This is a genomic window from Nocardia cyriacigeorgica GUH-2, assembly GCF_000284035.1.
GTDB classification, from domain to species: Bacteria; Actinomycetota; Actinomycetes; order Mycobacteriales; family Mycobacteriaceae; genus Nocardia; species Nocardia cyriacigeorgica_B.
In genome coordinates, this window is record NC_016887.1 from 5,043,915 (window position 1) to 5,064,642 (window position 20,728).

The following is a 20,728-nucleotide window of genomic DNA, read 5'->3' on the forward strand; positions in this document are numbered from 1 at the left end:
AGAAGCGCTGGCCCACCTAGGAACGCAGCGCGGTGTGCAACCTCGCCGCGGCAACAGCGCGGCGGGCATCGTTGACCGGCAGCAGCGCCAGCGCGTGCTCGTGGATCTCGATATCGTCGGGCGCCCGCTCGCCGTAGCGCAGGGCGTATTCGGGGTCGTCGTCGGAGAGCACGGCGGTGCGGACCGCGACCTCGAGATGTTCGCGCCATTCGACGATTCCCGGCGTCTCCGAGCCGGGGAGCAGCGGTCCGCGATACAACCGCACGGCCGCGGCGGTATCACCGGCTTCGAGCGCGGTGAGCAGGTCGACGGCGTCGCAGGACAGCGGCGTGGTCAGCTGGTAGACGCGGTTGGCGATCTCACCGCCGGTGGCCCGGCGCAGATGGGAGACATCGGCTTTGAGTGTGCTGGAGGTGGCGGGCCGGTCGCCGTAGATGGCGTAGTGCAGCCGTTCGGGGGTAAAGCCCGCGGGTTCGAGCGCCAGCAGCGCCAGGATTTCCAGCTGGCGTGGCCGCAGCCGCACCGCGCGACCGTCGCGCACCAGCCCGGATCCGCCGAGGCAGGTGAGCCGCACACCGGGCCGGGTGGCGGGGGCGGTCGCGTGCAGCCGCGCCTCGACCGCCATCACCAGCGACTGCACCGTGGACATGGCGAGCGGATGCGAGCGATCCCAGGTGGAGGACAGGTCGAGCACCCCGAGCTGACGCCCGTCGGGTCCGTGGATGGGCGCGCAGTAACACACCCAGCCGTGCAGCGCCGCAACCAGATGTTCGGCCGAGAACACGGTGCTGGGTTTGCCGGTCTGCATGGCCAGTGACAGCGCATTGGTGCCCATGTGCTGTTCGTCCCAGCGGCCGCCTGGCGCGAAGTTCACCTTCTCGGCCCGGCGTCGCATGACCTGACCGCCGAAGGACCACAGGATGGTGCCGGACTCGTCGGTCACCGCAGCGACGTAACCGGCGTCATGAGCGACGTCGTGTAACTGATCGGCGAGCTGGGTGACCGGTTCGCGCAACGGGGACTGCGCCCACCGCGAGCCGATATCGGCGGAATCGAGCGCCGGCGCGCTGGCGCGGGCCGGGTCGACGGTGCGCACCGACCGCATCCAGGATTGCGCGACCTCACTGCGCAGGCCCGACCCGGTGACCCGGGGCAGCGTGGGATGCGGCCCGTCGGGTACCCACCGGGCCCATTCCTTTTCCAGCGCGGCTCGCTGCTCGGCGAGCGTGCTGTGTGGCGCCATCTACGCGGTGTCTTCCTGGTCACATCTTCGGCTACCACCATCATGCCGCACCGACGCGGCGATCGGTGCGGCATGCGGTGCGGAAATTCAGCTCAGATGATGCACCGGGCCCATCCCGTACACCGGCGTCGGAATCCCCTCGTAGCGCGCCTTGAGCTGCAGCGCGAGATACAGCGAGTAGTGCCGGGATTGGTGCAGGTTGCCGCCGTGGAACCACAGCCCGTCCTGCCTGGTCGGCTTCCACATATTGCGCAGCTCGCCCTCCCACGGGCCCGGGTCCTTGGTGGTGCCGGAGCCGTAGCCCCAGCATTTGCCCACCCGGTCGGCCACGTCCTGGCCGATCAGGTCGGCCGCCCAGCCGTTCATCGAGCCGTAGCCGGTGGCGTAGACGACCAGGTCGGCGGGCAGTTCGGTGCCGTCGGCGAGGACGACGGCGTCCTCGGTGAGTTCGCGGACCTCGCCGTGCGCCAGCGCGATCTTGCCGTCGGCGATCAATTCCGAGGCGCCGACGTCGATGTAGTAGCCGGAGCCGCGGCGCAGGTACTTCATGAACAGCCCGGAACCGTCGTCGCCCCAGTCGAGTTGGAAGCCGGCGCGCTCGAGCCGGTCGTAGAACTCGGCGTCGCGCGCCCGGATGGCCTCGTAGACCGGGATCTGGAACTGCGGCATGATCCGGTACGGCAGCGAGGCGAAGGTCAGATCCGCCTTGTCGGTGGTCATGCCGGCGGCCAGCGCGCGTTCGGAGTACAGGTCGCCCAGGCCCAGATCCATCAGCGAATCCGAGCGCACGATATGGGTGGAACTGCGCTGCACCATCGTCACCTGCGCACCCACCTCCCACAGCGCCGCGCAAATATCGTGGGCGGAGTTGTTGGAGCCGATCACCACCGCGCGCTTGCCCGCGTAGGCGTCCGGTCCCGGATGCTGACTGGAGTGGTGCTGTTCGCCCCGGAACCGTTCCATACCAGGGAAGTTCGGGATGTTCGGCTTGCCCGACATGCCGGTGGCCAGCACCAGCTGGGCGGGCCGCAGTTCGATGGCCTTACCGTCGCGCAGGACGTCGACCTCCCACTCGCCGGCGATCTCGTCGTAGGTGGCGGAGGTGCAGGTGGTGCTCGACCAGTACGGCACCTCCATCACCCGGGTGTACATCTCCAGCCAGTCGCCGATCTTGTCCTTGGGGGTGAACACCGGCCAGTTGTCCGGGAACGGCAGATACGGCAGGTGGTCGTACCAGACCGGATCGTGCAGGCACAGCGACTTGTACCGCTTACGCCACTGGTCACCGGGGCGTTCGTGCTTGTCGACCACCAGCGCCGGCACCCCCAGCTGACGTAACCGCGCCCCGAGCGCGATACCGCCCTGGCCGCCGCCGACCACCAGCACGTACGGCTGACGGCTGCGGCCGAGTTCGCGTTCCTCCTCGGCGCGGCGCTCCGACCAGGTCACCCGGTCCGGATCGGCGCCGTGCACCACCCCGCGCGGGCGCCGCGGACCCTTGCTCTCCTCATGGCCTTTCAGCTCGCGCAGGCTGGTGAGCAGCGTCCACGCGCCTTCGTCCTTGAGCCGCAGATGCCCGACCGCCCGGCCCGCCGCGGTCTCGAAGCCGATCCAGGCCGTGACCACGCCGCCGTCCTCGGTTGGCGGTTCGGTGGTGTGGAAGTTGCCCGGGTCGGTGCCGTCCAGCCGCGAACGCAGCATGTCGCTGATCTCCTCGCGGCCCTCGAGGGTCTTGATGTTCCAGGTGAAGGCGACCAGATCACGCCAGAAACCGTCGAGCGCGAACATCTCGGCGACGGCCTGCACATCACGGTCCGCCAGCGCCATCTCGAAATCCCGCAGCCAGGCGTCCACCCGCTGCTGCGGTGTCTGCGTATCGGGCGTCGGCTCCAGTGTCCGGGTCATCGGATTCTCCTTCTCCAGCGGATCTGTGAGCTACAGCACACGTCACCGGAACCGGTGTCACAATCGTTGCAAGGCGTTGCAACATCGGTATGCGCAGCGCGGCCCGAGCCCGCTGCGGCCGCGCGTACCGAGCGGATCAGGATGGATGTCGTGGGCGAATTCGGCGCGATCGAACCAGGGACGGACCTGCCCCGGTACGCCCGCGACCTGGTGCGCATGCACGATGCGGTGATCGGCGGCGGACGCTCACCGCTGCGGCCGCGCACCCTGGTGGCGCGCTCGTGGTCGCGGGTGCTGGCGGCGGGGCTGGTGCCCGATCAGGCCAATGCCCGCACCGTGCTCGGGCTCGACGAGGTCGAGCGACGTCGCCGGATGTCGCCGCTGGCAGGCGTGATCGGTGAGCTGATGCAGGTGATCGCCGGCGTCGCCGACGCCTCGCAGCTGATCATGGTGGTCACCGACGCCGACGGTGTGGTGTTGTGGCGCGCCGGTTCGCCGCGGGTGCGCAACCGCGCCGACAGCCTCGGCTTCCAAGAGGGCGCCACCTGGACCGAATCCATCGTCGGCACCAATGCCATCGGCACCGCGATCGCCGAAGCCAGTCCGGTGCAACTGTTCTCGGGTGAGCATTTCGAACAGTCCCAGCATCCGTGGTACTGCACGGCGGCGCCGATCCACGATCCGCGCACCGGCGAACTGCTCGGCGTGGTGGACGTCAGCGGGCCTGCGCTCACCCTGCATCCCGCGCTCACCGCGCTGGTCGGCGCGGGCGCCCGGCTGGCAGAGGGCCAGATCGCACGGCTGCAACAAGACCAGCTGGAACGATTGCGCACCACCGCCATGCCCACTCTGTCCGCGCTGACCGGTCCCGCCCTGCTGGTGGACGAGCACGGCTGGGTCGCCCACGCCACCGGTGTGGCCGCCACCCAGCGCATCGCCATCCCGAACGCCGAACGCGCGGTGCACGTCCCGGGTCTCGGCGTCTGCTCGGCCGAGCCGCTGCGCGGTGGGTGGCTGGTGCGGCCGCTCGGCGCCGGTGCGCACACCGGTATCCGGATGAACCTGGATCTGTCCGGCGCGCCGGTCGTCAGCGCGGTCGGCGGCGAATCCGATTGGCGCAGTTCACTATCGGTGCGGCATGCGGAGATCCTGCTGCTGTTGCAGCTGCGCGGGCGCCGCGGGATGACGGTCGCCGAGCTGAGCCACGCCCTCTACGGCGACCCCGACCACGCGGTGGCGGTCCGGGCGGAATTGTCGCGGCTGCGCCGGGTGCTTGGCTCGATCATCGAGAGCAGGCCCTATCGGCTCGAGGCGTCGGTGCATCTCACACTGACCCTCGGTGACGTCGACCGGTTGGCCGACTGCGCCTTCGTCCGCGGGTCCACCAGCCCGGGCATTCGCGCGCTCGCCGGAGCCGGCTCCACGCTCGGCTGACCTGAGCGTGCGGGCGAGCCGGCGGTCCGGCTGCCCAGCGCCCGGTATCAACGCCGGCAATGTTCGAGATGTGCACCGGCCTCGCACCCACTGCCGCAGCGCTTGTTCACCCGCGCGAGAACACGGCCTTCCACACCCCGACTACGACCCCGCGCAGGAAGTTCTCCCAGCTGAAATGGTCGTGCCACAGGATGATTCGCCCGTCGCGCAGTTCGAAGGTGCCGGCGACCCAGAACGAGATCCGCAGCGGACCGAACCGCAGGATGTCGGTGCGGTCGGTGAGCACGATGGGCCCGTCGGCGGCGATGTGGTGCATGATCGCGGCGAAGCCGAACTGCTCGCGGTTCAGCCCGCGCAGCACCTGCGCCACCCGCTCGCCACGCACATCCGGTAGCGAGGTGTTCTTCCAGACGATGTCGGGATGCAGCAGTTCCAGTGCCTCGCCCACCGCGCCCAGTTCCAGCGCGGCGAAGAATTCCCGCACGGTGGTGATCGAGTCCTGCTCCAGCTCGATTTCGCTCATGGATCGAGGGTAGGCCGAGCGACGCCGGGCCGGGACCGATCGGCGCGTTCGGCGCCACGACCTCGCCGTCCGGCGATACGTTGGGCCTATGACCACTCGGGATGAGATCGAGTCGTTCCTGGACGAGTACCAGGCCGCGCTGTCGGCCTACGACGCCGAACGCTCCGCCTCGCTGTGGGGCATGCCGGGCACCATCCTCAGCGACGCCTTCGCCGGCGCGCTGCACTCACGGGCCGAGCTCGCCCAGGGGCTGTCCCAGGCCTACCCCTTCTACCAGCAGCTCGGGCTGGCCCGGGTCGACCACACGCTGCTCGAACACGTCGACCTGACCGCGAGCATCGTCCGCGTGCACGTGCGCTGGCATTTCTACGACGACGCCGACGACCTGCTCACCGACGGGGACTACGAGTACCTGCTGCGTCGTGACGACGACGGCCTGCACGCCTACGTCGCGGTGGCGATCGATGAGATGGAGAAGCTGACCAAGCTCGCGGCGGAGAAAGGGATTCAACTGCCGGGGACATGAGGTGTCCGCTCAGCTCGCCGGAACTGCGCGGCTCGGCCAGGTCGCGCAGGCCGCATCGCAACCGGACGGCGCTCGGCTAAGTCGTGCCGTCGGCCCGGCCCGCGCGCCGATCGACGAGCGCCTGCAGGCCGTCGAGGATCCGGTCGATGCCGAAGTTCAGGGCGTCGTCGCGGGCCGAACCACCACCGGCCTGCTCGCTCATGGCAGCGGTGACCTCCGGGTATCGGTCCCCGACGGCCGCCATCACCTCGGCCATCTGTCGCATCAACTGCTCCTCCATGCCGTCGGCCGGGGTGCCGCCGTTCTGGAGCGCGAGGCTGCGCACGTGACCGTTGAGCACGACGACGGTGTCCAGCCGCTCCGGCCCGGTCAGGCCGATGCCCGCCATCGCCGTCAGCGCGGCTTCGAGCCAGGCGAGTTCGTTCGGGCCCATCGGCCGGATCCCGGCGGACAGTTCCAGCGACCACGGGTGCGCCCGGTAGCGGCGGAAGATCTCTTCGGTCCAGCGGCGTAGACCCGCCCGCCACGGCGCCTCAGTGGAAAATGACTCGGCCGCAGAGGCATTCGGCGGCGCAGCGACTTCCGGCTGGGCAGCGCGATCCGGCGCAGCAGCAGTTTCCGGCCGGGCGGCGACACCTGGCGCCGCAACGGCATCGGGCCCCGCAGCGGTTTCCGGCCGGGCAGCGGTAACCGGCGCCGCAACGGTAACCGGCGCCGCAGCGGCGTCAGGCGCGGCAGCGGCGTCAGGCGCGGCAGCGGCGTCAGGCGCGGCCGCGATTGCCGGCGGGGCGGTCATATCCGGCGGGGCGCCGAGCGCTTGCTCCAGCATCAGCGCGGCCAGTTCGGCCTTGCCGGGCACGTACCGGTACAGCGACATCTTCGTGTAGCCGAGCCGCTCGGCCACGCGCTGCATCGAGACCCCGGCCATTCCTTCGGCGTCGGCCAGTTCGATGGCGGCGCCGACGATGGCCTCGAGCGACAGCGACGGTTTCGGGCCGCGCTTGGCCGGCCGCGCGGTACCCCAGAGCAGTTCGACCACGGTCGGAGCCGGCATCGCGATGACCTTCCAGAAACGGTGTTGACGAGAACCTGTGTCTACCATACGCTTATCTGCGTCCGCCGGAAACAGATTCCGACGGACGCAGATACTTCCGCTGAATGGAGCCCTCATGCGTAACAAGACCGTCCTCATCTCCGGTGCGAGCATCGCCGGCCCGGCCCTCGCCTCTTGGCTGGACCGCTACGGCTTCGAGGTCACCGTCGTCGAACGCGCTCCCGAGCTGCGTCCCGGCGGCCAGGCCGTCGACTTCAAGGGCGCCACCCACCTGACGGTGCTGGAGCAGATGGGCATCCTCGGCGCCGTCCGCGAGCGGCAGACCGGTGGGGCCGACATGGTGCTGGTGGACGCCGACGGCAACCGTCGCGCGGTGATCTCCGGTGACTTCACCGGCGGCGACGTGGAGATCCTGCGCGGCGATCTGGCCGAGATCATGTACGAGCGCACCGCCGGGACCTGCACTTACGTCTTCGGCGATTCGATCACCGCACTCACCGAGACCGCCGACGGTGTGCGGGTGGAGTTCGAGCACGGCCCGGCCCGCACCTTCGACCTGGTGTTCGGCGCCGACGGTGTGCACTCACGGGTGCGCAAGCTGGCCTTCGGCCCCGAGCACGATTACGTCAAGCACCGGGGCTACTACTACTGCCTGGTCAATTCGGGGAACGGACCCCGTCGCACCGACGGCCCTCGCCGTGAGGTGTCCTACGCCCACAACACGCCGGGCAAGCTCGCGGTCGACGGCGGCCCGAAGGCCGAGCAGATGTACATGTTCGCCGCTCCCGAACTCGACTACGCCCGCGACGACGAACAGGCCCAGCGCCGCATCGTCAAGGAGACCTTCGCCGACGTCGGCTGGGAGGTGCCGCGGATGATGGCCGATCTGGACGCGGCCACCAACTTCTACCTGGATTCGCTGAGCGTGGTGCACATGGACTCGTGCATCCGCGGCCGGGTCGCACTCGTCGGCGATGCCGGATACGGCAATACGCTGGCCGGGTTCGGCACCGGCCTCGCCCTCGTCGGCGCCTACGTGCTCGCGGGCGAACTCGCCCTCGCCGACGGCGATCACACCGTGGCCTTCGCGCGCTACGACGAAATCATGCGGCGCTACAACAAGATCGCCGGCTCCAGCAACCCGGCCCGCTTCCTCGCCCCCAAGACCGCCTTCGGGATCCGGGCCCGCGACTGGTTCCTGAACTCGCCACTGTTCGCGCTGATGGTCAAGCTCGGCGACAAGGGCGCCAACGACATCGAGCTGCGCGACTACCCGAACCTGTTCGCGACCGGTGCCGGCGCGAACGGGAACTAGACCGCGGTGGACAGCTCATGCCGCCCGCCGACGTGCCGTGGCGGCGAGCGCCCCGGCCGGGATCGAGCGCCACACTGGGCCGGCCCGAAAACGGCGACGCGCCCACGATGCGGCAGAAGCCGATCGCAGGCGCGTCGTCAGCGGAAAAGACTCAGCCCAGCAGGCGCCAGTCCTCGAGCCCCTGGTACAGCGGCAGATCGTTGGCCAGCTTGCGGACGCGGCCGCGCAGCGTCTCGACATCCGAACCACCGGCCAGCGCGGTGCCGATGATGTCGGCGACCTCGGTGAACTCGGCGTCGCCGAAGCCGCGGGTGGCCAGCGCGGCGGTGCCGATACGCAGACCGGAGGTGACCATCGGCGGGCGCGGGTCGAACGGAACGGCGTTGCGGTTGACCGTGATTCCGATCTCGTGCAGCAGATCCTCGCCCTGCTGACCGTCGAGCTGGGAGTTGCGCAGGTCCACCAGCACCAGGTGCACGTCGGTGCCGCCGGTGAGCACGCTGATGCCCTTGCCGGCGACGTCGGCCGCGCCCAGACGCTCGGCCAGGATCTTCGCGCCGGACAGGGTGCGCTGCTGACGCTCGGCGAACTCGGCGGTGCCGGCGATCTTGAACGCGACGGCCTTGGCGGCGATGGCGTGCATCAGCGGGCCGCCCTGCTGGCCCGGAAACACCGAGCTGTTGAGCTTCTTGGCGAACTCCTGCTTGGCCAGGATCAGGCCGGAGCGCGGGCCGCCCAGGGTCTTGTGCACGGTGGAGGAGACGACGTCGGCGTAGGGCACCGGCGAGGGGTGCAGCCCGGCCGCGACCAGCCCGGCGAAGTGCGCCATATCGACCCACAGGTAGGCGCCGACCTCGTCGGCGATCTCCCGGAAGGCCGCGAAATCCTGGTGCCGCGGGTAGGCCGACCAGCCCGCCACGATCACCTTCGGCTGCGCCTCGCGGGCGATCTTGCGCACCTCGTCCATGTCGACGCGGTGGTCTTCCTTGCTGACGCCGTAGGAGTGGACCTCGTACAGCTTGCCGGAGAAGTTCAGCCGCATGCCGTGGGTGAGGTGGCCGCCGTGGGCCAGGTCCAGGCCGAGCAGCTTCTCGCCGGGGTTCATCAGCGACATCAGCACCGCGGCGTTGGCCTGGGCGCCCGAATGCGGCTGGACGTTGGCGAACTCGGCGCCGAACAGTTCCTTGGCGCGCTCGCGGGCCAGGTTCTCCACGACGTCGACGTGCTCGCAGCCGCCGTAGTAGCGACGGCCCGGATAGCCCTCGGCGTACTTGTTGGTGAGCACGCTGCCCTGCGCCTGCAGGACCGCGCGCGGCACGAAGTTCTCCGAGGCGATCATCTCGAGGGTGTCGCGCTCACGGGCGAGCTCTCCTGCCATCGCGGCAGCTACCTCGGGATCGAGTTCACCGAGAGACTGGGTATTGACAGAAGCGGTCGTCTGCGTCACCCGGACAGTCTATTTGCTGCCGCGGCGCCCGGCGGAACGGGGTCGGATAGCACATCCCGCGGCCTTGTGCACGCCTTTCCGGCGACCGGACCGACGACGATCAGGCCACCTGCACGGCTCGGATCGCGCCGGGCGTCAAGGGTTCGTCCAGCAGCCGCCGGAACCGATCGGCGCGCTCGTCGGCGCTCGGTGCCGCATCGAGCCACCCGCCGAGCAACTTGTAGCCCTCGACATAGGTGCTGATGTAGGCCCGCCACAGCGGTGAGGACAGGAATCGCAGCGATTGCCGGGCACGGTCCGGCGTGGTCAGGTTCCAGCGCTGCAGGAACTCGGCAACCTCGTCGGCATCGCGGCCGCGATCGTGCAGCAGCAGCGCCGCGTCCTGGCGCACGCCGAGCAGCTGCGCGGAGGCCTGCGAGAGCCGTTCGGCGCGCTCGCCGTCGAAGCGCAGGCCCAGATCGGCGTAGATCTCCTGCGCCCAGCGGCCCCAGCCCGGCCCGACGATCGCCTCCAGCGCCAGGTCGGCCAGGCCCTCGGCCATCAGGCACTGCGGGGTGTTGACCAGGAACAGCGTCTGCTCGGCCTGACCGGCGGCGACCAGTCCGGCCTCCTTGCGGCAATGCTCGGTGTGGTGGCCGGGGTAGGCCTCGTGCGCGATGAGCCGGGGCAGGTTGGCCATGTGCTGGCGCAGATCGGAGTTGATCGCGACCTTCGAGTGGTAATTGCCCAGGTAGTAGTTGAAGCCGGACCAGGGCTTGTCGCCGACGATCTCGTAGGTGACGTGCTCGTGGTCGGGCAGCGGATACCGCTCGCGCACCAGCTCGCGCAACGCGCCGGAGAACGCCTCCACGCAGGCCGCCAGCCGCTCCGGCGGGATCTCGTCGGCCTGCCGGTGCGCGGCGATGCGTTCGGCCAGCGGACCGTCGCCGGCCAGCACCTCGTCCATCTTGCGGTGCGCGTCGCGGTAGTCGGCCTCATCGCCGGGTGCGATGTCGACGTCGAAGTAGGCGCGCACCTCGTCGACGAAACCGATGTCGTCACCGGCGAACTTGCGGGCCGAGCATTCCAGCGCGCGCAGATGCGCATCCAGGAACTCGGTGCGCTCGGGCGCCAGCCCGGCCCCGGGCAGTTCGGCGCGCAATGCCCGGGCCCGGCGGGCGAGCTCGCGCGGCTGTGGGGCGGGCGCGTTCTCGATCTCCCGGCGCAGTGCCGGGTCGCCGGTGAAGGCGTCGACGAACCCCTCCTCCAGCCGGTCGAAGGCCAGGCCGAGCCGCAGGTAATCGGTCACGAGCGGATACGCTTCCATGGCAGCCGACGATAGCGGTTCCACCAGCGCGGCGCCGAGAGTTACCGGCCGGTAGGCGACCCCCTTTTCCCGGTGTGCGGCGGCGAGGCGCAGAATTCAGCCATGCGGCCACAGATAGTCCGAATCTCACAGCGCCGGTGCGATATGAGTGCGTGTTTGCCGGAATGGAGCGTCGGGTAAGTGGCACGGATGAGCGAGCCGAGCCCGTATGTGGAATTCGATCGGAAACAGTGGCGCACACTGCGGAAATCGACTCCACTGGTGCTCACCGAGGAAGAACTGCGCGGCCTGCGTGGTCTGGGTGAACAGATCGATCTGGAAGAGGTCGCCGAGGTCTATCTTCCGCTGGCCCGGCTCATTCATTTGCAGGTCGCCGCACGTCAGCGGCTGTTCGCGGCCACCGCGACCTTCCTCGGGGAAAAACATCCGGACCGGCAGGTGCCGTTCGTGATCGGCGTCGCCGGCAGTGTCGCGGTGGGTAAATCCACCACCGCGCGCGTGCTGCAAGCACTACTGGCGCGCTGGGATCATCATCCCCGAGTGGATTTGGTCACAACCGACGGGTTCCTCTATCCCACTGCCGAACTCACCCGCCGCGGCATCATGCATCGCAAAGGATTCCCGGAGAGCTACGACCGCCGCAAACTGCTGCGTTTCGTCACCGAGGTGAAATCCGGTGCTCCCGAGGTGTGCGCGCCGATGTATTCGCATATCTCCTACGACATCGTCCCGGATCAGTTCCATTGCGTGCGCCAGCCCGACATTCTCATCGTCGAGGGTCTCAATGTCTTGCAGACCGGCCCGCGGCTGATGGTGTCGGATCTGTTCGACTTCTCCATCTACGTCGACGCCCGCATCGAGGACATCGAGAACTGGTACGTGCAAAGGTTTCTCAGCCTGCGCAAGACCGGGTTCGCCGATCCGAAGGCGCATTTCCACCATTACGCCCGCTTCACCGACGAGGAAGCCACGGCGGCGGCCAAGGACATCTGGAACTCGACCAACCGGCCGAATCTGGTGGAGAACATCCTGCCGACCCGGCCGCGCGCGACGCTGGTGTTGCGCAAGGATTCCGATCACACCATCAATCGGCTGCGCCTGCGGAAGTTGTGAGCGGGCCGGCTCCGCTCACACCCCGAACCGGCGGTGCCGCGCGGCGTAATCACGTAGCGCGCGCAGGAAATCCACCCGGCGGAACTCCGGCCAGTAGGCCTCGGTGAACCAGATCTCCGAGTACGCGCTCTGCCACAGCAGGAACCCGGACAGCCGCTGCTCGCCGGAGGTGCGGATGACGAGGTCGGGATCGGGTTGCCCGGAAGTGTAGAGGTGCTGGCCGATCGCGTTGACGGTGATCGACTGCACCAGGTCCTCGCCGGTCTCCCCGGCCGCGATCTCCTGGCGCACCAGCGAGCGCACCGCGTCGGTGATCTCCTGCCTGCCGCCGTAGCCCACCGCCACGTTGACGTGTACGCCGTTGCGTCCGCTGGTGCGTTCGGCGGCGGTGCGCAACCGTTTGGCGATCAGTTCCGGGAAGCCGTCGAGCGAGCCGACCAGCCGCACGCTCCAGTTCTGGTCCGGCGCCGACAGTTCCTCGACGACGTCGGTGATCACCTCGAACAGCGTCTCCAACTCTTCCGGATCGCGGCGCAGGTTCTCGGTGGACAGCAGGTAGACGGTGACCATCTCGATGCCCGCGGCCTCGCACCAGCCCACCAGTTCGGCGATCTTCAGCGCTCCGACCCGGTGCCCGTGGCTGACGTCGGTGAAGCCGTTTTCCCTGGCCCAGCGCCGATTGCCGTCGCACATCACCGCAACGTGACGGGGATGCTGCTTGCCTGCCAGCTGCTTGGCCAGCCGGGCCTCGTAGACGCGATACGGAAAGCCACGCACCCGACTCGGAAACTCCACGGCGTCCAACAGTACGCCTCGTCACGTTGTCTGCGGCAACGGCCGCGTTTCCCGGTACAGTGACCATCGGACCGGCAACCTACGGTTCCGTAGGTTACTCGCGAGTTAACTCAGGAGGTAGTTCGTGACCGATCCGGTCGGCACCACCGACGCCAGCACCGCATCCGCCGACGCCGCCGACGAGGCGCTCAATCCCGCCGACGCGCTCGCGGCGCTGCTCAAACCCCGCATGCGCGGCTGGATCCACACCTGGGCGGTCGGGTTCGCGGCGGTCGCGGTGATCGCCCTGGTCGCCGTCGCGACCACGGTCTCGGCCACCGCGGTGTGGTCGACGCTGGTCTACGGGCTCACCGTCTGCCTGCTGTTCGGGGTCAGCGCCGTCTACCACCGGATCACCTGGCAGACCGTGCGCGCCCGCATCCGGATGAAGCGCGCCGATCACTCGATGATCTTCCTGTTCATCGCGGGCAGCTATACCCCGTTCGCGCTGCTCGGCCTGCCCGGTTCCACCGGACGCACCCTGCTGATCGTGGTGTGGGCCGGCGCGCTGGCCGGTGTCGCGTTGAAACTGCTGTGGCCCACCGCGCCGCGCTGGGTGGGGGTGCCGCTGTATCTGCTGCTCGGCTGGGCGATCGTGCCGGTGGCCGGCGAGCTCTACGACAATGTGGGCCTGGCCCCGCTGATCCTGCTGCTGGTGGGCGGGCTGATCTACAGCGGCGGCGCCATCCTCTACGCCACCAAATGGCCGAATCCGTGGCCGGAAGTCTTCGGCCATCACGAGTTCTTCCATGCCGCGACGGTGCTCGCGGCGCTGGCGCACTACGTTGCGGTTTGGCTGGTGCTGCTGCGCTGAGCGCCCCCGGCGTTCTATGCTGCTCGTTCGTGTCAGTCGCTGCCGCAATGAGCAACGCGCAGCCCGAGTGCACGCCATGATCGCCCGTCTGGTGGTCTGGGCGCTACGGGCGCGCTGGGGCCTGGCCGCGGTGGTGATCACCTGCAATCTCAGCGGTCTCGCCGTCATCGTCACCCAGCTGTGGCTCGGCGGATTCTTCGACCGGCTCGGCCCCGACATCCTGCGCGCGCTCGCCATCGTCGCGATCTACCCGGCCATCGGCTTCGGCGTCGGCATCGTCTTGGCCATCCGCGACCGCACCGTTTATTTCGCCTGGCTCGACCAGACCCGCAAACCCACCCCCGACGAGGCGCGCCGCCTGCTGCGGCTGCCCATCGCCATCACCACCCGCGCGCTGGCGCTGTGGCTGCCCGGGGTGATCATCGCCTCCGCCGTGCTGGCCCGGGTGACCGAGCAGGACGATCTGGCGGTGATGGCGTCGATGTTCATCATCGGCGGGCTGGAATCGGGCGGGCTCACCTTCCTGATCGTGGACCGGCTGATCCGCCCGACCATCCCGATCGTGGCCGGTGTGCTGGGCGCGACGATGCACTGGAGTTCCACGGTGTTCGTGCGCGTGGTGCTGACCTGGGCGGTGTCGGGTGCGATGCCGCTGTCGATGTTGATCGTGGTGCTGGCCGATCCGGTGTCCGGGCCGTCGGATCGCATTCGCACCGGTATCTATGTGGCCGCGCTCGGCATCGTCGTCGGGGCGCTGGCCACCGCGACGCTGGCCCGCGCGGTCGCCGCGCCGATGCGGAAGCTGCGGATGGCGCTGGACCAGATCACCCACGGCGATCTCGATGTGCGGGTGTCGGTGGGAAGTGCCAGCGAGATCGGGCGGCTGGAGCATTCGGTCAATCAGCTGGCGGCCGCGTTGCGGGAACGGACCCGGATGCGCGATGTGTTCGGCAGGCACGTCGGTGACGAGGTGGCCGAGCGGGCGCTGGCCGGCGGAGTGGACCTGACCGGCGACGTGCGAGTGGTGTCGGCGCTGTTCGTCGACGTGACCGGTTCGGTGGAGATCTCCACCGGCCTGCCGCCGCAGGAGTTCGTGGCCAAGCTCAACCGGCTGCTGTCCATCGTCGTCGCGGCCACCGAAGACAACAACGGGCTGGTCAACAAGTTCGAAGGCGATGCCGCGCTGTGCATCTTCGGCGCCCCGCTCGCCCTGCGCGACAACGCCACTCCCGCGCTGCGGGCCGCCCGCCGCATCCGCGACGAGGTGCTGGCCACCGGCGAACTCGATATCGGTATCGGAGTGGCGCGCGGTCAGGTGTTCGCCGGTGATGTGGGCACCGATACCCGGCTGGAGTTCACCGTCATCGGTGACGCCGTCAACGAGGCCGCGCGCCTGACCACCGCCGCCAAGGCCGTGCACCGCCGAATCCTGGTGAGCGAGTCGGTGATCGAGGCCGCGGCACCGCACGAACGCGCCAAGTGGGAGCCCTACGGTGAACTGCCGCTGCGCGGAATGAGCGATCCGACGCCGTCGTGGACCGATCTGCCGCAGGACGAGACGCCATCGGCAGATCCGGTGGCAGACGATGGAACCGCCTCTGCCGACCCTCCGCGCCCGGCACCCGCTCCCACCGGTGACCCGACCGCCGGACCCGCCTGAACGGGAGCCGGAGACACCGGAATCGGCCGCCCCCGATCGCCGCCCCGGCCGCCCGACCCGCCTGCATCGCGAGGTGAATAGACCCGAAGGAGACGCCCGAACTGCCCGCAACGTCAGCCGGACGCGCACGGTTCATGTTGTGAGAGGAGACTTCAGGGATGAATCCTCAATCTCCACCCGCGAGTTTGTTCAGTCACCTCGATGAAACCACCCCCACCGCCGCCTCGGCCGAGGACGGCGCCGCCGTCGCACCGGTGTTCAGCAGCGCGGGCACCGGCTCCGCGCCGACCGATGAAGCCGGCGCCCCGGCCGGCGGTGATCGATGAATCTGAAAGCCACGGCCGTGGACCTCGGGTACGCGGCGGGCTGGGGGCTGGTGCGGGCGCTGCCGCAGCGGTGGGCGTTGGCCCTGTTCGACCGCGCGGCCGCTCGGTCGGTGCGCGACGGGGGCCCTGATCAGTTGCGGCGCAACCTGGCTCGGGTGCTCGGCACCACGCCCGGCCAGGTGCCCGACGAGCTCATGCGCGCGAGCATGAGCTCCTACGCGCGCTATTGGTGCGAAGCGTTCCGGCTGCCGTCGATGGATCCGGTCGCGATGGCCGACGTCATCGAGTCCTCGGCCACCGGTCTCGAGCACCTGCGGGCCGCGGTGGACAGCGGAACCGGTGCGGTGCTGGCGCTTCCGCACAGCGGCAACTGGGACCTGGCGGGACTATGGGTGGTGCAGCGCATCGGCGCGCCGACAGTGGTCGCCGAGCGGCTGCAGCCGGAATCGCTGTACCGGCGGTTCGTGCGCTTCCGCGAGGGTCTCGGCTTCGAGATCATCCCGCTCACCGGCGCTGCCACGCCGCCGTTCACGCAGCTGACCGAGCGCATCCGGCAGGGCCGCGTGGTATGCCTGCTCGGCGAGCGTGACCTGTCCGGCAAGGGCGTGCCGGTCACCTTCTTCGGCGAACCGGCCCAGATGCCCGCGGGCCCCGCGCGCCTCGCCATCGACACCGGCGCACCGCTGCTCCCCGTGCATTGCTGGTTCACCCCCGACGGCTGGGGATTCAGCGTCGGCGCCCCGATCGACACCACCGGCGGAGTCCAGCCGACCACCCAAGCCTTGGCCGACGCCTTCGCCACCGCCATCGCCGCCCACCCCGCCGACTGGCACATGCTGCAACCGCTGTGGACGGCCGATCTCCAGGGGCGGGAGCGGAAGTCCCAGGCGCGCTGAGGATCGGTTACCGCCGGAACCCTCAGCGGCTCAACGACTCCCGAAGCGCATCGGCGGTCGTGACCGGCAGATCACAGACCGATCCGCGGCAGACGTAGGCGGCCGCCGCACCGTCGACGGGTGGGCGGTCGGCGAGTAGCGGAACCGAATCCGGTTCGGCCGCAAGGACGAGCGCGCCGCCGGGGGCCGCCGTGCGGGCTTCGGTCAGCAGGTCGGCGGAGGCGGCGCGGTCGTTCGTCGCGATGGCGACCGCGATCGGTCCGTGCAACGCCGCCTCGGCGACGGTCAACCACTGCCCGGCCGAGCGTGGGGCCTTGGCCAGCACCACGGTGCCGCGGTCGAGAGTGCGGTCGGCGAGTTCGCGGTAGCGGACGGCACGGTCGGGCGCACTGCAAGCCGACGCGGTGAGCAGCGCCTCGGCCAGCGACGACGCTCCCGCCGGAGTGGCGCCGTCGATCGGGTCGCGGGGGCGGGCGACGAGGGTTTCAGCGTCGTCGGCGGTGTCGAACCAGCTGCCGGGGGCGTCCGGATCGGCGAAATGCTCGATGGCCGAATCGAGTAGCCGCTGCGCATGCTCGAGCCAGTCGATTTCGCCAGTGGCCTGGTGCAAGGCGAGCAGGCCGGTGGCGAGCCAGGCGTAGTCCTCGAGCACGCCGGGCGCGGTGCCGGCGCTGCCGCCGAGCGAGGCACGCAGTACTCGATCGCCGACGACGTGTTCGGCCAGCAGGAACCGGGCGCACCGAATCGCCGCGTCCAGCCAGTCGTCGCGGCCCTGCGTGGTGGCGGCCTCCACGAGCGCGGTGATCGCCATCCCGTTCCAGGCGGTGACCACCTTGTCGTCGCGATCCGGTTGCGGCCTGCGGGCGCGCTCGGTGCGCAGGGCCGAGCGGATCCGCTCGAATCGGGCGGTGTCGTCGGGGTCGGTGTAGCGAGTCGGCACCGAGGTGCCCTGCTCGAAGTTGCCTGCCGTGGTGACGCCGAAGACCTCGGCCGCCCAGGCGCCATCGATCGGGCCCAGCGCGGCGACGAGTTCGGCGGGCGACCACACATACGTCGCGCCCTCGATGCCCGGCTCGCCCGGCGCGATGTGAGTGTCGGCGTCGAGCGCGGAGGCGAATCCGCCCTGCTCGGTGCCCAGGTCGTCGCACAGGAATTCCACGATCTCGGCGGTGACCCGGCGCGGCAGATCGTCGTCTGGCACCCGGCGCGCGAGATGGGCGTAGGCGCGCAGCAGCTGGGCGTTGTCGTAGAGCATCTTCTCGAAATGCGGCACCACCCAGGCGGCGTCGACCGAGTACCGCGCGAACCCACCGCGGATCTGGTCGTAGATGCCGCCGCGCGCCATGGCCGCACCGGTCCGGCGGACCACATCGAGCACCTTGTCGTCGCCGGTGCGTTCCCAGCTGCGCAGCAACCCCTCCATCAACGCCGACGGCGGGAATTTCGGTGCACCGCCGAAGCCGCCGTGCTCATCGTCCACATCGCGCAGCACCGCCGCGACCGCGTGATCGAGCAGTTCGGCGGTGAGGGACAGCTCGCTGTCGGGCAGCCCGCCCGCCTGCCCGCGCAGCGCCTCGACCACCTGCGACGATGCCAGATTCACCTCGTCGCGCCGGTTGCGCCAGGTGTCGGCGACCGCCGTCAGCAACTGGCCGAACGACGGCATGCCACCGCGCGGCACCTTCGGGTAGTAGGTGCCGCAGTAGAACGGCTCACCGGCCGGGGTGAGGAAGCACGTCATCGGCCAGCCGCCCTGCCCGGTCATGGCGACGGTGGCGTTCATGTACACCGCGTCCAGGTCGGGCCGCTCCTCGCGATCGACCTTGATGCAGACGTAGTTGTCGTTCATCAACGCCGCCGTCTCCGGATCAGCGAACGACTCGTGCGCCATCACATGACACCAGTGGCAGGAGGCGTACCCGATGGACAGCAGGATCGGCACATCCCGCGCCGCCGCCTCCGCCAGCGCATCGGCATCCCATTCCCGCCAGTGCACCGGATTGTCGGCGTGCTGACGCAGATACGGCGAGGTCGCGGTGGCCAATCGATTCACAGTGCCAGCCTTCCACACCTGGCGCCCGCAAAACACGGCCCCGCACCTGGCGTCGTCAGCCGGTCACTCGTCTGCGGGAAGTGTGATTTCGGCGCGCATCCGCTCGTCCGGTGTCCCGATATCCCAGAACCGGGCGATGCCGCTCGCGTCACGGTAGTCACCGGTACCGCCGGTGATCGCCAGGTCGAGCGGGCTGGTGCCCTGGACCCACACGGCCTGCATGGTCAGCGATCCCCGTTCGAGCTGGGCGGTGAGCACACATTGCATGGTGATCGCGTCACCCTCGATATGGACGTTCTGGCAGGCCCCGCCACCGTGTCCGACGCGACGACCGTCGCGGTGGATGCCGCCCGAGTAGACCGTCGTGTCGCCGAGACTCACGCCCGGCTTGTCGACGTCGGTGACCGCGAGCTGGTCGGTGAGGGCCGCGGCCTCGATGATCTCGACCCGCGGCGCGGCCGCTTCGGAATCCGCCCCGCACGCGCTCAGCCCTCCGGCCAGCAGGCCCACCCCGGCCACCGCGCCGGCCACTTTCCCGATGGACGATCTCTGGTACGACATGGACTACTCCTCACTGGCAGGCACTCCTGAACTGCCCCGTCGGTGCGGCGTCGTGGTTCGACAGCCTCACCGAGAACGACGACGAGAAGCGCCGAGATGTCAGATCGCTCGACCGAGGCCACCACGAGACGACCTTCGCCCGAACGACCGCGCGATCCCCGGCACCGCCGCCGAGTGCAAACCGGCGACTCCCCATCTCCGGGAATCCGCGCGCCCCGGATGGGAAACTGGACGCGTCATCGTCCGTCGCCGCGCCCGCTGCGACCGGATGTGGTTACCGGTCAGCACACCGGCCTCACCCGATAGGCGGTCATGCCGAGCAGGACAGCGCGATGAACCCCCCATCGCGCCCCGACCTCACCGAAATGCGGGCCATGGTGACGCGATTGGAACGCGTCATCGCCGACGCCACCGCCACCATCGCGGAATTGAAAGCCGCCATAGCCGCCGCCGAGGCCCAGCCGACCGCCGCGACCGAGGCCACCGCTGGCCCGGCCACAGCCCTGACAGTTGCAGCCCCCACGCCCGCTGCCCCCGGCCTCCGCGCACCCGCCCGGGCGCCCCGCCCGACCCCCTGGTCGCAGCGAAGACAACCCGCAACAAACCCAGCAACCCCCGAACATCTGTCCGCAAGCGCGACCTCCTCGGCTGCACCGCAACCCCCGCCCCGCAAGACCTCACCACGCCCCCTGCCTGCCGACCCGCCGACAGCCATCGCAGCCGCAGGACAGGCACCGTCCGCGCTCGATGCCCTACCGGAATCGCTGCGTTCCCTCCGCGTACCCACCGTTGCCCGATCACACCCTGGGGCCGGCCCGGCACCAGGTGCGCGACCGGCGCCTTCGCCTGGTGCGGATCACCACCCGCCGAGCACTCCGCTCGATGCTGCGCAACCCAACAGCGCGCAACCAACTGTGACGAAACCAGCTGACGCACAACCCGCCACACCGCATCCACCAGCGGCGCCACCAGCCGCAGCGCCACCACCTCCCCCACGCCCTGCCGCCGCCGCACAACCAACCACCACGCAGCCGGACACAGCCACACGTCCACCCGCCACCAATACACCGCCCAGGCAGTCCGCCTCCGACGCTAATGCTCTTGTCGAGATGGCGGCTCGCCATGGGCTGACGGTGATCGGGCTCGACCGTGCGCAACTCGATTCGAGCAGCGCGGTCGAGGTGGCGCGGGCCGTTGAGTATCTGCTGGGCAGGTATCCGATTGCCTTGCAGGGCATCGAGATCAGCGATCCGACCAGTAGCGCTCCACCGCGCACACTCGGCGCCGCCACCCGGCCTCGGTCGGATCCGGCCCCGTTGTGGCTGGTGCTCGACAGGACCACGCTGATGCCGCTCCCGGCTGCTGCCCCGCGCTCGAGGCAGTGGTTGCGCACGCGGCGCAGGGCGCATAGTCCGGCGTATACGGCGGTGGTGCGCGCCTATGGTGCCGCTCTCGACGTCGCGGGGGATTTTCGTGCCCGGCAGCAGGCGCAGCGCCTGTTGGTCGCCGAATCTCTGCGCGGCGGTGCTGATCTCGGCTTCAGTCCGCTGAACCCGGGCCTCGCCTTGGTCGACGCGTTCACGGAGGTGGTCGTGCGGGAGCGTCGCGCGGGGAAGCAGGCCAAGGCCCTGCACGACATCCTGGTGAATATGGCCCGCACCGAGCCGGTGAGCGGTGCCCGTCAGCAACCTCTGGGCCACGGCAGCACAGGACGATGA

At 69.6% G+C, this 20,728-nt stretch carries 19 protein-coding genes; 9 read left to right on the forward strand and 10 right to left on the reverse strand.

Going from position 1 to position 20,728, the window contains the following annotated elements; translation table 11 throughout:
* Nucleotides 1-16: 16 nt before the first annotated feature.
* Together NOCYR_RS22865 and NOCYR_RS22870 are read right to left on the reverse strand one after the other, a co-directional pair.
* The gene (locus tag NOCYR_RS22865; protein WP_014352788.1) at nucleotides 17-1,243 is read right to left on the reverse strand and encodes a hypothetical protein; all 1,227 of its coding nucleotides are present in this window, start codon (nucleotides 1,241-1,243) and stop codon (nucleotides 17-19) included.
* An 87-nt stretch (nucleotides 1,244-1,330) separates the two neighbouring features.
* Nucleotides 1,331-3,148, reverse strand: coding sequence for a flavin-containing monooxygenase (locus NOCYR_RS22870; protein ID WP_014352789.1), 1,818 nt, complete (start codon nucleotides 3,146-3,148; stop codon nucleotides 1,331-1,333).
* A gap of 150 nt (nucleotides 3,149-3,298) precedes the next feature.
* On the opposite strand from NOCYR_RS22870, the gene NOCYR_RS22875 reads away from it, so the two are divergent.
* Nucleotides 3,299-4,582 carry a GAF domain-containing protein gene (locus NOCYR_RS22875; protein WP_081505620.1) on the forward strand — a complete coding sequence of 428 codons (1,284 nt, stop codon included), beginning with the start codon at nucleotides 3,299-3,301 and terminating at the stop codon, nucleotides 4,580-4,582.
* Nucleotides 4,583-4,688: 106 nt separating this feature from the next.
* On the opposite strand, the gene NOCYR_RS22880 is transcribed toward NOCYR_RS22875, so the two are convergent.
* Nucleotides 4,689-5,105 carry a limonene-1,2-epoxide hydrolase family protein gene (locus tag NOCYR_RS22880; protein ID WP_014352791.1) on the reverse strand — a complete coding sequence of 139 codons (417 nt, stop codon included), beginning with the start codon at nucleotides 5,103-5,105 and terminating at the stop codon, nucleotides 4,689-4,691.
* Between the two features lie 88 nt (nucleotides 5,106-5,193).
* On the opposite strand from NOCYR_RS22880, the gene NOCYR_RS22885 reads away from it, so the two are divergent.
* Nucleotides 5,194-5,631: a hypothetical protein gene (locus tag NOCYR_RS22885; protein ID WP_014352792.1), complete on the forward strand. Its 438-nt coding sequence runs from the start codon at nucleotides 5,194-5,196 to the stop codon at nucleotides 5,629-5,631.
* A 76-nt stretch (nucleotides 5,632-5,707) separates the two neighbouring features.
* On the opposite strand, the gene NOCYR_RS28665 is transcribed toward NOCYR_RS22885, so the two are convergent.
* Complete coding sequence (locus NOCYR_RS28665; protein ID WP_148280730.1) at nucleotides 5,708-6,802, reverse strand: TetR/AcrR family transcriptional regulator; 1,095 nt, start codon at nucleotides 6,800-6,802, stop codon at nucleotides 5,708-5,710.
* Between NOCYR_RS28665 and NOCYR_RS22900 the strand changes: the two genes are divergently transcribed.
* Nucleotides 6,801-8,000: an FAD-dependent monooxygenase gene (locus NOCYR_RS22900; RefSeq protein ID WP_014352794.1), complete on the forward strand. Its 1,200-nt coding sequence runs from the start codon at nucleotides 6,801-6,803 to the stop codon at nucleotides 7,998-8,000. The two genes, NOCYR_RS28665 and NOCYR_RS22900, sit on opposite strands and share 2 nt — an antisense overlap.
* Nucleotides 8,001-8,151: 151 nt before the next feature.
* Here NOCYR_RS22900 and glyA read toward each other — a convergent pair whose 3' ends face one another.
* Nucleotides 8,152-9,447 carry a serine hydroxymethyltransferase gene (gene glyA, locus NOCYR_RS22905; RefSeq protein WP_048833627.1) on the reverse strand — a complete coding sequence of 432 codons (1,296 nt, stop codon included), beginning with the start codon at nucleotides 9,445-9,447 and terminating at the stop codon, nucleotides 8,152-8,154.
* Between the two features lie 100 nt (nucleotides 9,448-9,547).
* Nucleotides 9,548-10,753: a hypothetical protein gene (locus NOCYR_RS22910; RefSeq protein ID WP_014352796.1), complete on the reverse strand. Its 1,206-nt coding sequence runs from the start codon at nucleotides 10,751-10,753 to the stop codon at nucleotides 9,548-9,550.
* Nucleotides 10,754-10,933: 180 nt separating this feature from the next.
* On the opposite strand from NOCYR_RS22910, the gene coaA reads away from it, so the two are divergent.
* Nucleotides 10,934-11,866 (forward strand): type I pantothenate kinase, encoded by a 933-nt coding sequence (gene coaA / locus NOCYR_RS22915; RefSeq protein WP_048833628.1) that lies wholly within the window; start codon nucleotides 10,934-10,936, stop codon nucleotides 11,864-11,866.
* 15 nt (nucleotides 11,867-11,881) lie between these two features.
* Here the strand turns inward: coaA and NOCYR_RS22920 are convergent, their stop codons facing one another.
* Nucleotides 11,882-12,670: an isoprenyl transferase gene (locus tag NOCYR_RS22920; RefSeq protein ID WP_014352798.1), complete on the reverse strand. Its 789-nt coding sequence runs from the start codon at nucleotides 12,668-12,670 to the stop codon at nucleotides 11,882-11,884.
* A gap of 220 nt (nucleotides 12,671-12,890) precedes the next feature.
* Here NOCYR_RS22920 and trhA point away from each other — a divergent pair, with 220 nt between their 5' ends.
* The 4 genes from trhA to NOCYR_RS22935 all read left to right on the forward strand — a co-directional run bounded on the left by trhA (nucleotide 12,891) and on the right by NOCYR_RS22935 (nucleotide 16,396).
* Complete coding sequence (gene trhA / locus NOCYR_RS22925) at nucleotides 12,891-13,514, forward strand: PAQR family membrane homeostasis protein TrhA (protein WP_048834402.1); 624 nt, start codon at nucleotides 12,891-12,893, stop codon at nucleotides 13,512-13,514.
* A gap of 76 nt (nucleotides 13,515-13,590) precedes the next feature.
* Complete coding sequence (locus NOCYR_RS22930) at nucleotides 13,591-15,174, forward strand: adenylate/guanylate cyclase domain-containing protein (protein WP_048834403.1); 1,584 nt, start codon at nucleotides 13,591-13,593, stop codon at nucleotides 15,172-15,174.
* Nucleotides 15,175-15,332: 158 nt separating this feature from the next.
* Nucleotides 15,333-15,500 carry a hypothetical protein gene (locus tag NOCYR_RS29805; protein WP_158430196.1) on the forward strand — a complete coding sequence of 56 codons (168 nt, stop codon included), beginning with the start codon at nucleotides 15,333-15,335 and terminating at the stop codon, nucleotides 15,498-15,500.
* On the forward strand, nucleotides 15,497-16,396 hold the full coding sequence (locus NOCYR_RS22935) for a phosphatidylinositol mannoside acyltransferase (protein ID WP_014352802.1): 900 nt from the start codon (nucleotides 15,497-15,499) through the stop codon (nucleotides 16,394-16,396). The genes NOCYR_RS29805 and NOCYR_RS22935 overlap by 4 nt, the downstream gene beginning before the upstream one ends.
* 22 nt (nucleotides 16,397-16,418) lie before the next feature.
* Here the strand turns inward: NOCYR_RS22935 and NOCYR_RS22940 are convergent, their stop codons facing one another.
* From NOCYR_RS22940 to NOCYR_RS29810, 3 genes are all read right to left on the reverse strand, one after another.
* Nucleotides 16,419-18,449 carry a thioredoxin domain-containing protein gene (locus NOCYR_RS22940; protein WP_231855984.1) on the reverse strand — a complete coding sequence of 677 codons (2,031 nt, stop codon included), beginning with the start codon at nucleotides 18,447-18,449 and terminating at the stop codon, nucleotides 16,419-16,421.
* A 63-nt stretch (nucleotides 18,450-18,512) separates the two neighbouring features.
* Nucleotides 18,513-19,010, reverse strand: coding sequence for an allene oxide cyclase barrel-like domain-containing protein (locus NOCYR_RS22945; protein ID WP_014352804.1), 498 nt, complete (start codon nucleotides 19,008-19,010; stop codon nucleotides 18,513-18,515).
* Nucleotides 19,011-19,320: 310 nt separating this feature from the next.
* On the reverse strand, nucleotides 19,321-19,509 hold the full coding sequence (locus NOCYR_RS29810) for a hypothetical protein (protein WP_158430198.1): 189 nt from the start codon (nucleotides 19,507-19,509) through the stop codon (nucleotides 19,321-19,323).
* Nucleotides 19,510-20,119: 610 nt separating this feature from the next.
* Between NOCYR_RS29810 and NOCYR_RS22950 the strand changes: the two genes are divergently transcribed.
* A complete protein-coding gene (locus NOCYR_RS22950; RefSeq protein WP_048833630.1) occupies nucleotides 20,120-20,728 on the forward strand; it encodes a hypothetical protein in 609 nt (202 codons plus the stop codon).